Genomic DNA, 12,491 nt, shown 5'->3' with positions numbered 1-12,491 from the left:
TCAGATGTCGGAGGATTGCTGCCCCTGATCGTCTGCCCCCAGACGAGCGCGCCGGTTCTCCGGCTGTGCCTGTCCGGTATTACGAACTGGCCAATTCGTGGTTAGTGGTCATTCGACGTAGATTCCGGCCCCCCGCAGATTCACCGCGAGGCCTGTGACGGATTGGCAACAGGCGGCCCGCCGGCGTGCCGGAATCCGCAAGATCCGGCGCATTTTGCGGGTTCGCCTCGGCCCTGCGGCTCTGCTAGCACCCTCGCATGAGCGAATGGATCACGGCAGCGCGCGCCGGGCTTGGGGCGGCGCGGGACTATCTCGAAACGGTGCGGGCGGCGACGGCGGCGGTGGTGTCCCCCGGCGGCGCGGTCGATGCGGCGCTCCTCACCCGCGAGCAGCACCGCGTCCACGGCTTAGCCTGGGTGGCGGCGAGCATCGCCGCGCTCGAGGCAACGCTCGACTGGGCGGTGCGGGCCGAGCGGGCCGGGCACTTTGGCGAGGCCGAGGCGCTGACCCTGCGGATCGGTTTCGGCGAATATCTCGCGCAGATCGCCTATGGGGTGCCGATGAGCGCGCACGAGGTGGTGCGCCCCGCCGCGCTCGGCACCGCCGATGCTGCGCGCGCCTTTGCTGCGCAGCCGGATGTCGCGCGCTTCCTCGCGGACGGCAGCACTCCGGAAACCCGCGCCGCCTTCGCCGCGCTGCTGGCGGACGGCATCCGCCCGGACGAGGCGCTCGGCGATGACGCGCTCGATCTGGTGCGCGACCAGATGCGCGCCTTCACCGCCGAAGCCATCACGCCCCACGCCCACGCATGGCACCTTGCCGACGCGCTGATCCCCGACGATGTGATCGCGCAGATGGCGGCGCTGGGCGTGTTCGGCGTGTGCATCCCCGAAGCGCATGGCGGCCTCGGCCTCGGCAAGCTGGCGATGGCGGTGGTCTCGGAAGAGCTCTCGCGCGGGTGGATCTGTGCCGGCAGCCTCGGCACCCGCTCGGAAATCGCGGGCGAGCTGATCGGGGAGAACGGCACGCCCGAGCAGAAGGCGAAATGGCTTCCGGCGATTGCCGACGGCTCCTGCCTGCCGACTGCGGTGTTCACCGAGCCCGATACCGGCTCCGACCTTGCCGCCGTGCGCACCCGGGGCGAGCGGCAGGCGGACGGCAGCTGGCGGGTGACGGGGGCGAAGACCTGGATCACCCACGCCGCGCGCGCGGATCTGATGACCATGCTGGTGCGCACCGATGCGGGCACGCCGGGCTATGGCGGCCTTTCGATGCTGCTCGCGGAGAAAACGCGCGGCACCGATGCCGCGCCGTTCCCCGATGCCGGGATCGAGGGCAGCGAGATCGAGGTGCTCGGTTATCGCGGGATGAAGGAATATGCGCTCGGGCTCGATGGCTTTGCGGTTGCCGCCGATGGCCTCCTCGGCGGGCGCGAGGGGCAGGGGTTCAAGCAGCTGATGCGCACCTTCGAGGGCGCGCGCATCCAGACCGCCGCCCGCGCGGTGGGCGTGGCATGGAACGCCTTCGACCTTGCGCTCGATTATGCGCTGGGCAGGAAGCAGTTCGGGCAGGCGCTCACGCAATTCCCGCGCGTGGCCGACAAGCTCGCCCTGATGGCGGCCGAAACGGTGATGGCGCGCGAGCTCACCTATGCCGCTGCGCGCGCCAAGGATTTGGGCACGCGCTGCGATATCGAGGCGGGAATGGCCAAGCTCCTCGCGGCCCGTGCGGCGTGGAGCGCGGCGGACAATGCGGTGCAGATCCACGGCGGCAACGGCTATGCGCTCGAATATCCGATCAGCCGGGTGCTGTGCGATGCGCGCATCCTCAACATCTTCGAGGGCGCGGCCGAAATCCAGGCGCAGGTGATCGGACGCGGGCTGCTCGCGGGGCAGGCTCCGGCGGCCAAGGCCTCGGCCGCCGCAGCCTAGATCACGCGGCGGTAGCCCGCCTCGGGCAGCAGCGCGCGGTGCGGATCGGGGAGCACGGCGCTCTTCAGATCGACATGGCGCGGACGGTCGCCCCTCAAGGTGATGAGGCGCCGCACGCGCTTGACCAGATTGTCGGGCTCGAAGGGCTTGGACATGAAGTCCTGTGCGCCCGCATAGATCGCCTGCACCTCGTCCTGCTCGCCGTTCATGGCGGTGAACATCATCACCGGCAGATCGTAGAGCCGCGCCGACAACCGCAGGCGGCGCAGCAGGGTGAGGCCGGATTCGCCCGGCATCGACTGGTCGAGCAGCAGCAGATCGGGGCGCTTCTTCTGGACGCAGGTCCATGCCGCGGCAGCGGTGGTGACCCACCCGCAGGCAAAGCCCGCGTCGATCAGCACCTCGCTCGCCAGTTCGGCGACCAGTTCGTCATCATCGGCAATCAGGATGCGGGCCATGTTCGAAATCGCTGGGTTAGGTTGGATAGCGGCGTGTTAACCAACACGTCCTTCCGCCGAACCTGCTTTGCCCCCTCGCAACAACCCCTAGACCCCCGCCAGCCCCGCCTTGCCCCTGTCTTGCGGGGGTGTAAGGGCTGTTCGCCATGACCAGCGATTCTCTCCCCGGCGCATCCAACAGCGCGCCTGCTCCCGGCCGGATCGGCCCGTTCTATGTGACGCAAGGCATTCATAATCTTCGCGATTATGGCGGCTATGCGACCGCGGACGGCGGCACGGTGCGCGAAGGGCTGCTGTTCCGCTCGGGCCAGCACATGGAAGCCTCGGAGCTCGATCTGGAACTGGTGCAGATGCTCGACATCCGCACGGTGATCGACCTGCGGGGCAATTCGGAGCGCGAGGGTTTTCCGTGCAGACGCCATGCGAACTTCACCGCGCAAGTCATTGCCTATGATGGGGAAACATCGAATTCGCCGCCGCACGAGGGCGGGGGCGGGACGGTCGAGATGACCCCGCAACGGGCGCGCGAGCGGATGCTGGCGGTCTATACGCGGATGCCGGTCAACCCCGCGATGATCTGGATTTTCCGCGAATATTTCAAGGCCTTGGACGAGAACGACGGCGGCAGTCTGGTCCATTGCTTCGCCGGCAAGGACCGCACCGGCATCGCCGCAAGCCTGCTGCTCCACGTCCTCGGCGTCCACCGCGATGATTATGTGGCGGAATTCCTGCTCACCAACGATGCCCCCACCCGCGAAATCCTCGAGCGCCAGTCACTCCCGCGGATGGAGGCGCACTACGGCCGGATCGACCCCGAGGCGCTGCACAATCTCATGGGTGTTTTGCCCGAATATATCGAGACTTACATCGCAGAGGTGACACGCGATCACGGTTCGCTCGATGCCTATCTGGCGACAATCTTAGGTGTGGATGGCCCAAGAAAAGAGCGTCTGATCGCCAAGCTGGTGGCGTGACTTTCGCCGCCGGAAACCCCATATCCCGATCCTGAAATTCCCACCCGAGGCACCCGCACCATGGCGACCCACACCACCAAGATGCTCATCATCGGCTCAGGCCCGGCCGGCTATTCCGCCGCGATCTACGCCGCGCGCGCCATGCTGGAGCCGATCGTCGTCCAGGGCCTGCAGCCCGGCGGCCAGCTCACCATCACCACCGATGTCGAAAACTACCCCGGCTTCCGCGACGTCGTGCAGGGCCCCTGGCTGATGGAGGAAATGCGAGCCCAGGCCGAACACGTCGGCACGCGCATGATCTGGGACACGATCGTCAGCGTCGATCTCGAGAACGGCTCGCCCTTCCGCGCGGTGGGTGACAGCGGGGACGAGTATATCGCCGATTGCGTGGTCATCTGCACCGGCGCGCAGGCCAAGTGGCTGGGCGTGCCGGGCGAGCAGGAGCTCGGCGGCAAGGGCGTCAGCGCCTGCGCCACCTGCGACGGCTTCTTCTACCGCGGCAAGCGCGTCGCGGTGATCGGCGGCGGCAACACCGCGGTGGAAGAGGCGCTGTACCTCACCAACCACTCCGACAACGTCACCCTGATCCACCGCCGCGACAGCCTTCGCGCCGAGAAGATCCTGCAGGAGCGACTCTTCGCCAATCCCAAGATCACCGTGCTGTGGAACAAGGCGGTCGACAGCTTCGAGGCGGGCGAGAACGGCATGCTCCACCACCTCGCGCTCACCGACACGGTGACGGGCGTGGCCAGCACGCTCGAGACCGACGGGGCCTTCGTCGCGATCGGCCACGCACCCGCGACCTCGCTGTTCGTCGGCAAGCTGCCGATGGACGAGAGCGGCTATCTGCTCACCGAACCCGGCACGCCCAAGACCGCGATCCCGGGCGTCTTCGCGGCCGGCGATGTTACCGACCACGTCTATCGTCAGGCGGTGACGGCTGCGGGCATGGGCTGCATGGCCGCGCTCGACGCGGAACGCTGGCTCGCCTCTCGGGCGCATGCCGGGTTGCAGGCCGAGGCGGCCGAGTAAGCTATTCCCACCTCTAACCCCGATACCCGCCCCGGGCATGACCCGGGGGCAAGCGGTAGGTGAGAGTCAGCGCTTCGTGTCCCCCTCCCGCTTGCGGGAGGGGCTAGGGGTGGGCCAGCGCATCACCCGTGGAACACCGCGATCCCCGCGTGGAGGATCAGCGCCATCAGCGCGAGGCTCGAGAGGGCAAACAGGGCGAAGCGCACCGCCACCTTGTTCCACGTCGCCTGCACGATCGAATGCAGCACCCGGAAGGCGACATAGGCCCAGGCGAGCGTCGTGTTGAACCCGTCACCCTGACCGATGATCGCCAGCACGATCGCCACCGCGTAGAACAGCGTCGGCGCCTCGTGGAGGTGGTTGTAGTTGTCGGCCTTCCAGCTCACGCGGTCGGGCAATTGCGCCCGCAGCGACGCGCCGGTGGTGCCGACCATCCCCTTGGCATCCAGCCCCGCCTTGAGCATCGCCGGGATGCGGGTCGCGTACATCCACAGCCACATCACCATCGTCCACGCCAGCAGCGCGACGACGGGTTGAAGAATGTCCATTCCGATCATTGTCCGGATCTCCTTATGCCGGAAGCGCCGAGGGGTCGGCGAGCAGCGTCGCCGCGCAGGCGCGCAGGGCGAGCACGACCAGCACCAACGTGCTGCTGATGAACAGCAGGAAGCGCACCGGAACCCTGTTCACGGTCGCCTGCCACACCGAGTGCATGATCCGTAAGCCGACATAGGCCCAGGCAAGGCCCACATCGAGCGCGCCTGCGCCCATGATCGCGAGGATCACCACCGTCGGATAGAACACCGTCGGCTGTTCGACGAGGTGCGAATAGTTGTGCGAGGGCCAGTTGATCTTCGGGTCAACCACGCCTTCCAGATCCTGTCCGCGCCCGCCGGGCCGCGCGCCCAGATCGATCCCGGCCTTCTTCAGCGCCGGCAGGCGCACGCCCGCCGTCCAGAACAGCATGATCAGCGTCCACACCACCAGCACGGCGGCGGGCGCGAGAATTTGCGCTTGCATCGATTGATCCCCTTGGAGTGCCTCTCTCTGTGCGGCTCAGACTGAAAGGGGCGCAATGGATTGTCAAATGCAACCCATCCGCTAGCCTGCCGCCCCATGCACCTTGTCCACGATCCTGCCGCGCCGCCGGCCGATACCATCGCCTTCGACGACTTCCTGCGGGTCGACATCCGCGCCGGACGGATCATCCGCGCCGAGCCCTTTCCCGAGGCAAGGAAGCCGTCCCTGAAGCTCACCATCGATTTCGGCGAGGGGGTGGGGGTCAAGCGCTCCTCGGCACAGGTCGCCGAACTCTACACGCCCGAGGCGCTCGAGGGACGGATGGTCGCGGCCGTCGTCAACTTCCCGCCGCGCCAGATCGGCAAGTTCATGTCCGAGGTGCTGACCTTGGGCTTTCCCGACGAGGCGGGCCGGGTGGTGCTGTTCGCCCCCGACAGCGCGGTGCCGCTGGGGGCACGGCTGTTCTAGGCGGGGGCGGCCGATTTAACCGCGATTGCGGTATTCCGGCCGCTCACCGCCGCGCACCCCTGTCCCGTGCCCCGCCGGGCGAGACCCGGGAGGGCCAGCCGTGTTAGCCCCAAATCCCGGATCGCTTGAGGGGAGCAGGGCGACGGGGTCATGCGGCAATTCGACGAGTGGATGCGCTCCGGGCGGCTCAGCAGCTATGTCACCGAGCGCAAATCGGGCGGCGAGGGGATCAAGCTGTTCGAATGCGCACAGCCCGCGGGCGACAAGTCCGACCGGGGGAGCAATTGCCTCGTCCTTGTCCAGCTGCGCAGCGATCACATCCCGCAGCGGAGCAATTTCGGCGCGGGGCGGCGCGAATTCGTGGCGCTGGCGGGCCAGTTCTCGCTCGTCCCGCCGGGCTTTGCCAGCGAGATCGAGGTTTTCGCCCCGCAGCGCATCCGCATCGCGAGCCTCGAGGCGGACCATTTCCGCCCCATCCTCGAAGAGGCGCGCCCGGGCGGGGATCCGTTCGACTTCGGCGTGCTCCATGACGGGGCCTTCACCGCGCCGCAGCTGGGTGCGGTGATGGAGCGGATGTGGGCCGACGCCGCAGACCGGGGCGGAGGGCGGCTGCTGGCCGAAGGCGCGGCGCTGCAACTGCTCGCACTGCTCGCGCGCGGCGCGGCGCGGGAGATGGTGCAGGTGCGCGGCGGGTTGGCGCCCTGGGCCGAGCGGCGGGTGCGCGACTATCTCCATACCCACTACGCCCGCGACACATCGCTGAGCGAGCTGGCCGCGCTGGTCGGGCTCTCGCCGTTCCACTTCACGCGGATGTTCAAGCAGAGCACCGGGGTTGCGCCCTATGCCTATCTGCGCGCGCTGCGGGTGGAGCAGGCGCAGGCGCTGCTGGCGGCGAGCGATCTGCCGGTGACCGAGGTGGCGGCGCGGGTCGGATACGACACCCCGCAGGCCTTCGCCCGGATGTTCCGCGCCGAGGTCGGCACCAGCCCGAGCCGCTGGCGACGGCTCAATGGCGGGGGCGGGGGCGAGGGAGCGTAGTCCCGCCTCACCCCTCGCGATGGCGGCGGCGCCATTCGGAGGGGGTGATGCCGTGCTGCTGGACGAACACCCGGGCGAGCGCCTGCGGGGTCTCGTAGCCGACGGCCAGCGCGATCTCGATGATCCGCATCTCGCTGCGCGCGAGCAGCGTGCAGGCGCGCTCCATCCGCAAATGCAGGTGATAGCGGTGCGGCGGCATCCCCACGGTGCGGGCGAAGGCGCGGGAGAAGTGGAAGGGCGAGAGGCGCGCGATCGCGGCAAGCTCGCCGAGCGGCACGCGGCGCTCGATATGGGCGGCAAGGTGCTGGGTGGTGCGCCGCGCCTGCCACGGCGCGAGCCCGCCGCGCGCCTCCCCCTGCCGCCGCCCGCGCGCGGGGAGCATCAGCAGCCGCCACAGCAGGACATGGCGCAGCGATCCGAGCAGTTCCGGATCGGGCGCGGTCTCGCCGCCGGTGGCCGCATGGATCATCGCGGCGAGCGTGTGCGCTTCGGGGTCGGTAATCTCGGGCAGGGGTTCGAAGCGGACGCCGTGCGCGGCTTCGGCTGCGGCGAGCAGGGGCGCCTCGAAGGCGATCGCGAACCAGTGGCCGCTCGCCGCGGGATCGGACAGACTCGCGACCCTGAGCGCGCGGCCCGCGACGCGGCGGTCGATCCGGTCGTCATCGCCGAGCCGGAACAGGGCGAGCGCGTGGGGGTGCCCGGCAGGATCGGGGAGCGCCGCGGGCGCTGTGCCCGCTGGCCGGTTGATGGTCGCAAGCTGGTTCATCGGCGGCTCTCCTTCCGCCGGGGATCATCCGCTTTCGGCCCTGCCGGAGCAAGGCTTGCCGCCCTGATCTTTCGGGGGAGCTGGGGCTCACCCCAAGGGGGCGCAGACGCCCCCCCCCTTCACACACACGCGCGATCAGGACTGCGGGGGAGGCGCGGCGTCCGGGGTCTCCCACCCGCCGCCGAGCGCGCGGAACACGCTCACCTGCGCGGCGGCGCGGCTGCCGGCGGCCTCGGCATAGGCAGCCTCGGCGGCGCGCCACTGGCGCTGGGTGTCGACGAGGCGCAGTGCATCGTCGCTCCCCGCCTTGAAGCGCAGTTCGGTGAGGCGCGCGGTCTCGCCCGCCGCCTCGGCCGCCTCGCGCAGCCGCGCTTCGGCCTCGAGCGCACCGGCGAGCCGGGCGAGCGCCTGCTCGGTCTCCTGAAGCGCGCCCAGCACCGCCGCATCGAACCGCGCTAGCGAGGCTTCGGTGTCGGCCTTCGCGGCACGCACCTGCGCGCGGGCGGCGCCGTTGAAGGGGAAGTTCCAGCTGATCAGCGGCCCGACCGAGAATCCGAAGCTTGCCGCAGAGCCGAGATCGCCGACCCGCGCCGCGCCCAGCGAGGGGGTGCCGAGCAGCCTGATCTGGGGGTAGAGCGCCGCCACCGCCACGCCGACGCGCTCGGTATCGCGGGCAAGCTGGCGCTCGGCGACGCGGATGTCGGGACGGCGGGCGAGCAATGCCTGCCCGTCGCCCACCGGCAGCGGCGCGGCGAGCTGCGGCACGGCGGCGCAGCGGGCGGCGTCCTCGGACACGGCCTCGGGCGGGTCGCCGGTGAGGAAAGCGAGCGCGTAGAGCGAGGCGCGGCGCTCGGCCACCAGCTGCGGCAGCGCGGCCTCGGCCTGGGCGAGGGCCGTGCGCGCGGCGGCAAGATCGCGGGCATCGGTGTAGCCCGCTCTGGTGGTGGTATCGACGAGGGTCAGCGCGCGGCGGGCGAGGGCGACGGTTTCCTCGGCCTTCTGCACCCGCACCGCGAGCGCGCAGCCCTGCGCATAGGTCAGCGCCGTCTCCGCCGCGACCGCGACCCGCGCGGCATCGACCTGCGCGCGGGCGGCCTGCTCGTCGGCGATGGCGGCGCGCACCGCGCGGCTGACCCCGCCGAACAGGTCGATCTCGTAGCTCGCGTCGATCCCGGTGGTGAAGAAATCGGTGGTGACGACCGGAACGTTGCCGATCGAATTGAACACCTGCCCGCCGAAGCGCTGGCGCACATATTGCGCGTTCAGCGTGGTCGAGGGCAGCTGCCCGGCGCGCGCCTCGGAGGTCAGCGCACGCGCGCGCTGGAGGTTGGCGGCCGCGACGCGCAGGTCGGTGTTGCGCTCGAGCGCCCGCGTGACGAGGCCATCGAGCACCGAATCGCCGAACAGCCGCCACCACTGCGGGGGGAGAAGGGATGGCGTGGTGGCGGCTGCGTCCGCTTCGGTCAGCCTCGGTGTGGGGCCACCGGGCGGAGCGGGGACGACGTAATCGGGGCCGACCGCACAGCCGGCGAGCAGCAGCGCTCCGGCGAGCGGGAGAAGGGTGCGCGCGGGCATCATGCGCCGGCCTCCGGTTGCGGGTCGGCAGGGGGCGGGGACAGAGCTTCTGGCCCGGCATCGGCATCGGCCTTGCGGCGCTTCAGCCGCTTGCCCACCCAGTCGCCGAACATCCGCGCGATGACATAGAAGGCAGGCGTGAAGATCAGCCCGAAGATCGTAACGCCGAGCATCCCGAAGAACACCGCCACGCCCAGCGCCTGCCGCATCTCCGAGCCCGGGCCCTGACCCAGCACCAGGGGCAGCACGCCGAGGATGAAGGCGATCGAGGTCATCAGGATCGGGCGCAGGCGCAGCTTGGCCGCTTCCTGCGCGGCTTGCCTCAACTCCATCCCCTCGTTTTCGTTCTGGCGCGCGAATTCGACGATCAGGATCGCGTTCTTGGCGGCAAGGCCGATCAGCACCACGAGGCCGATTTGCGTCAGGATATTGTTGTCGAGCCGCATCACCAGCACGCCCAAGAGCGCGGCGAGCAGGCACATCGGCACGATCAGGATTACCGCCAGCGGCAGCACCAGGCTTTCATATTGCGCGGCGAGCAGCAGGAACACGAAGACCACCGCAAGGCCGAAGGCGATAGTGCCGGTGTTGCCCGCCTGCTTCTGCTCGAAGGCAAGCTCGGTCCAGTCGAAGGCGAAGCCCTGCGGCAGGGTTTCCGCCGCGAGCTTTTCCATCGATCCCAGCGACTGGCCCGAGGAGAAACCGGGCAGGGTGTTGCCCTGCAATTCGGCCGCCGGATAGAGGTTGTAGCGCACCACGCGGTAAGGCCCGCCTTCGTTGCGGATCGACATGAAGGCGCCCAGCGGCACCATCGCGCCGCTATCCGAACGCACCCTGAGGCGCAGGATATCCGCTGCGCTCTCGCGGAAGGGCGCGTCGGCCTGCGCGGTGACACGGAAGGTGCGGCCCAAGAGGTTGAAGTCGTTCACATAGGTCGAGCCGAGATAGGTGCCGAGCGTTGTGAACACGTTCTCCAAGGGCACGCCGAGCTGTTCGGCCCGCTCGCGGTCGATATCGGCGTAGAGGCGCGGGGTGCGGGTGTTGAAGGTGGTGAATGCCCCGCCGATCCCCGGCGTCTGGTTGGCCTTGGCCATCATGGTGAAGGCGACCGTCTCCAACGCCTGATAGCCTGCCCCGCCGCGGTCCTCGATCATCATCTTGAAGCCGCCGCCGGTGCCGATCCCCGAGACGGGCGGGGGCGGGATGACGAAGATGTTGCCCGCGGTGATCTGGCTCAGGGCGCCGTTCAGTTCGCCCAGCAGCTGGTTCGCCCCGGCGCGCTGGTCCTTGGGTTTCAGGGAAATGAACATCGCCGCCGCGTTGGGCGCATTGGTGAAAGTCGCCCCGTCGAAGCCGCCGAAGGCGACGGTGCTCGCAGTCGCGGGGTTGGCAAGCGCGATCCTCTGTGCCTGTTCCAGCGTCTCGGTGGTGCGTTCGAGCGAGGTGCCCGGCGGCATTTGCAGCACCGCGATGAGGTAGCCCTGATCCTGCGCGGGGATGAAGCCGGTCGGCGTCTCGGCAAAGCGCCAAATGGTGAGGCCGATGAGGGCGGCATAGGCGATGCCGATGATCGCCAGCATCCGCACCGCCTTGGCGGTGAAGCGGCCATAGCGCTCCGAGAGCTTGTTGAACCCGCGGTTGAACCCGCGCGCGAACCGCGTCCCCCAGCCGCGCCAGCCGGGGGCAGGCGGCGTCTCCTCGTGCGACTTGGGCTTGAGCAGCAAGGCCGCGAGCGCGGGCGAGAGGGTCAGCGAGACGAAGGCCGAAATCGCCGTCGCGCTCATGATGGTAAGCGCGAACTGACGGTAGAACTGGCCCGAGATGCCGGGAATGAAGCTGGTCGGCAGGAACACCCCGATCAGCACGAGGGCAATCGCGATCAGCGCGCCCGAGACCTCGTCCATCGTCCGGTGCGCGGCCTCGCGGGGGGAGAGGCCTTCCTCCTCCATCACGCGCTCGACATTCTCGACCACCACGATGGCATCGTCGACCACGATCCCGATGGCGAGCACCAGCCCGAACAGCGAAAGGTTGTTGAGGCTGAAGCCGAAGGCGGCGAGGAAGGCGAAGGAGCCGATCAGCGAGACGGGAATGGCGATGATGGGCACGATCGCCGCGCGCCAGCTTTGCAGGAACACCAGCACCACCAGCGCGACCAGCACGATCGCCTCGAACAGCGTGTCCTCGACCGCGGCTATCGAGGCCTCGATATAGGTCGTGGGGGCATAGGGGATCGCGTATTCGAGCCCCGGGGGGAAATCCTTCTTCGCCGTTTCCAGCTCGTTGCGGACCGCTTCGGCCGTCGCCAGCGCGTTGGAGCCGGGCAGCTGCGAGACCACCACCGCCACTGTCGGCTTGCCCGAATTGAAGGCGTTGACGCTGTAATCCTGCGCGCCGAGCTCGATCCGCGCGACATCGTGCAGGCGGATCAGGCGGCCATCGTCGAAGCGCTTGACGATGATGTCGCCGAATTCCTGCGTCGTCACCAGCCGCCCTTGGGTCTGGATGTTGAGCGTGAAGGCGGTGCCGCCGGTATTGTAGGGCGGCTGGCCCACCGCGCCGGCGGCGACCTGCACGTTCTGTGCGCGCACCGCCGCGACGATCTCGGAGGCATCGAGGTTGAGCGCGGTTGCGCGGTCCGGATCGATCCACACCCGCATCGAATAATCGCGCCCGCCGAAGATGCGCACAGAGCCCACGCCCTCGACGCGGCTCAGTCGGTCGACCAGCTGGAGCGTCGCGTAGTTCGACAGGTATTGCTGGTTATAGCGGTTGTCGGGCGAGATCAGGGTCGCGACCAGCAGCAGGTCGGGCGAGTTCTTGCGCACCGTGACGCCGAGGCGCCGCACCTCCTCGGGCAGGCGCGGCTCGGCGGTCGAGACGCGGTTCTGCACCAGCACCTGCGCCTCGTCGACGTCGGTGCCTTGGGCGAAGGTGACGGTGATCGCCACGTTCCCGTCCCCGGTGGAGGAGGAGGACATGTAGAGCATGTTCTCCACCCCGTTGATCTGCTCTTCCAGCGGGGCGGCGACGGTTTCGGCCAGAGTTTCGGCCGAGGCGCCGGGAAAACTTGCCGAGACGACCACGGTGGGCGGGGCGATCTCGGGATATTGGGCGATCGGAAGCGTCGGATAGGCGATCGCCCCCACGATCACGATCAGGATCGAGAGCACCGCGGCAAAGATCGGGCGGTTGATGAAGAAGTGCGGGAAGTTCACGCGCGCGCCCC

Annotated in this window: 11 protein-coding genes; 5 read left to right on the top strand and 6 right to left on the bottom strand. The window is 69.0% G+C overall.

What is annotated here, in order from left to right; translation table 11 throughout:
* Positions 1-257 precede the first annotated feature (257 nt).
* Positions 258-1,931 carry an acyl-CoA dehydrogenase family protein gene (locus tag BZF57_RS16840; RefSeq protein WP_086740177.1) on the top strand — a complete coding sequence of 558 codons (1,674 nt, stop codon included), beginning with the start codon at positions 258-260 and terminating at the stop codon, positions 1,929-1,931.
* Here the strand turns inward: BZF57_RS16840 and BZF57_RS16835 are convergent.
* Positions 1,928-2,389 carry a response regulator gene (locus BZF57_RS16835; protein WP_086740175.1) on the bottom strand — a complete coding sequence of 154 codons (462 nt, stop codon included), beginning with the start codon at positions 2,387-2,389 and terminating at the stop codon, positions 1,928-1,930. The genes BZF57_RS16840 and BZF57_RS16835 overlap by 4 nt on opposite strands.
* Positions 2,390-2,535: 146 nt before the next feature.
* Between BZF57_RS16835 and BZF57_RS16830 the strand changes: the two genes are divergently transcribed.
* Together BZF57_RS16830 and trxB are read left to right on the top strand one after the other, a co-directional pair.
* Complete coding sequence (locus BZF57_RS16830) at positions 2,536-3,363, top strand: tyrosine-protein phosphatase (RefSeq protein WP_086740173.1); 828 nt, start codon at positions 2,536-2,538, stop codon at positions 3,361-3,363.
* Between the two features lie 60 nt (positions 3,364-3,423).
* Positions 3,424-4,395: a thioredoxin-disulfide reductase gene (trxB, locus tag BZF57_RS16825; protein ID WP_086740171.1), complete on the top strand. Its 972-nt coding sequence runs from the start codon at positions 3,424-3,426 to the stop codon at positions 4,393-4,395.
* Positions 4,396-4,517: 122 nt separating this feature from the next.
* On the opposite strand, the gene BZF57_RS16820 is transcribed toward trxB, so the two are convergent.
* Together BZF57_RS16820 and BZF57_RS16815 are read right to left on the bottom strand one after the other, a co-directional pair.
* On the bottom strand, positions 4,518-4,952 hold the full coding sequence (locus BZF57_RS16820) for an MAPEG family protein (RefSeq protein ID WP_169712978.1): 435 nt from the start codon (positions 4,950-4,952) through the stop codon (positions 4,518-4,520).
* Between the two features lie 13 nt (positions 4,953-4,965).
* Complete coding sequence (locus BZF57_RS16815; protein ID WP_086740166.1) at positions 4,966-5,415, bottom strand: MAPEG family protein; 450 nt, start codon at positions 5,413-5,415, stop codon at positions 4,966-4,968.
* A gap of 96 nt (positions 5,416-5,511) precedes the next feature.
* On the opposite strand from BZF57_RS16815, the gene BZF57_RS16810 reads away from it, so the two are divergent.
* Entirely contained in the window at positions 5,512-5,883 is a 372-nt protein-coding gene (locus BZF57_RS16810) for a tRNA-binding protein (protein WP_086740163.1), read from the top strand.
* Positions 5,884-6,033: 150 nt separating this feature from the next.
* Entirely contained in the window at positions 6,034-6,921 is an 888-nt protein-coding gene (locus BZF57_RS16805) for an AraC family transcriptional regulator (RefSeq protein WP_086740160.1), read from the top strand.
* Positions 6,922-6,928: 7 nt separating this feature from the next.
* Here BZF57_RS16805 and BZF57_RS16800 read toward each other — a convergent pair whose 3' ends face one another.
* The 3 genes from BZF57_RS16800 to BZF57_RS16790 form a co-directional block, all read right to left on the bottom strand.
* Positions 6,929-7,687 (bottom strand): AraC family transcriptional regulator, encoded by a 759-nt coding sequence (locus tag BZF57_RS16800; protein ID WP_086740158.1) that lies wholly within the window; start codon positions 7,685-7,687, stop codon positions 6,929-6,931.
* A gap of 135 nt (positions 7,688-7,822) precedes the next feature.
* A complete protein-coding gene (locus BZF57_RS16795; RefSeq protein WP_086740156.1) occupies positions 7,823-9,265 on the bottom strand; it encodes an efflux transporter outer membrane subunit in 1,443 nt (480 codons plus the stop codon).
* The gene (locus BZF57_RS16790) at positions 9,262-12,480 is read right to left on the bottom strand and encodes an efflux RND transporter permease subunit (RefSeq protein WP_086740154.1); all 3,219 of its coding nucleotides are present in this window, start codon (positions 12,478-12,480) and stop codon (positions 9,262-9,264) included. The genes BZF57_RS16795 and BZF57_RS16790 overlap by 4 nt, the downstream gene beginning before the upstream one ends.
* Between the last annotated feature and the right edge of the window lie 11 nt (positions 12,481-12,491).

This window comes from Erythrobacter colymbi (genome assembly GCF_002155685.1).
GTDB lineage: Bacteria > Pseudomonadota > Alphaproteobacteria > Sphingomonadales > Sphingomonadaceae > Erythrobacter > Erythrobacter colymbi.
This window is presented reverse-complemented; position numbering and strand designations above follow the sequence as displayed.

Coding starts and splice junctions, on each gene's coding strand:
- BZF57_RS16815 (WP_086740166.1), bottom strand. CDS start 5,415: ATGCAAGCGCAAATTCTCGCGCCCGCCGCCGTGCTGGTGGTGTGGACG.
- BZF57_RS16830 (WP_086740173.1), top strand. CDS start 2,536: ATGACCAGCGATTCTCTCCCCGGCGCATCCAACAGCGCGCCTGCTCCC.
- trxB (WP_086740171.1), top strand. CDS start 3,424: ATGGCGACCCACACCACCAAGATGCTCATCATCGGCTCAGGCCCGGCC.
- BZF57_RS16840 (WP_086740177.1), top strand. CDS start 258: ATGAGCGAATGGATCACGGCAGCGCGCGCCGGGCTTGGGGCGGCGCGG.
- BZF57_RS16810 (WP_086740163.1), top strand. CDS start 5,512: ATGCACCTTGTCCACGATCCTGCCGCGCCGCCGGCCGATACCATCGCC.
- BZF57_RS16805 (WP_086740160.1), top strand. CDS start 6,034: ATGCGGCAATTCGACGAGTGGATGCGCTCCGGGCGGCTCAGCAGCTAT.
- BZF57_RS16800 (WP_086740158.1), bottom strand. CDS start 7,687: ATGAACCAGCTTGCGACCATCAACCGGCCAGCGGGCACAGCGCCCGCG.
- BZF57_RS16820 (WP_169712978.1), bottom strand. CDS start 4,952: ATGATCGGAATGGACATTCTTCAACCCGTCGTCGCGCTGCTGGCGTGG.
- BZF57_RS16835 (WP_086740175.1), bottom strand. CDS start 2,389: ATGGCCCGCATCCTGATTGCCGATGATGACGAACTGGTCGCCGAACTG.
- BZF57_RS16795 (WP_086740156.1), bottom strand. CDS start 9,265: ATGATGCCCGCGCGCACCCTTCTCCCGCTCGCCGGAGCGCTGCTGCTC.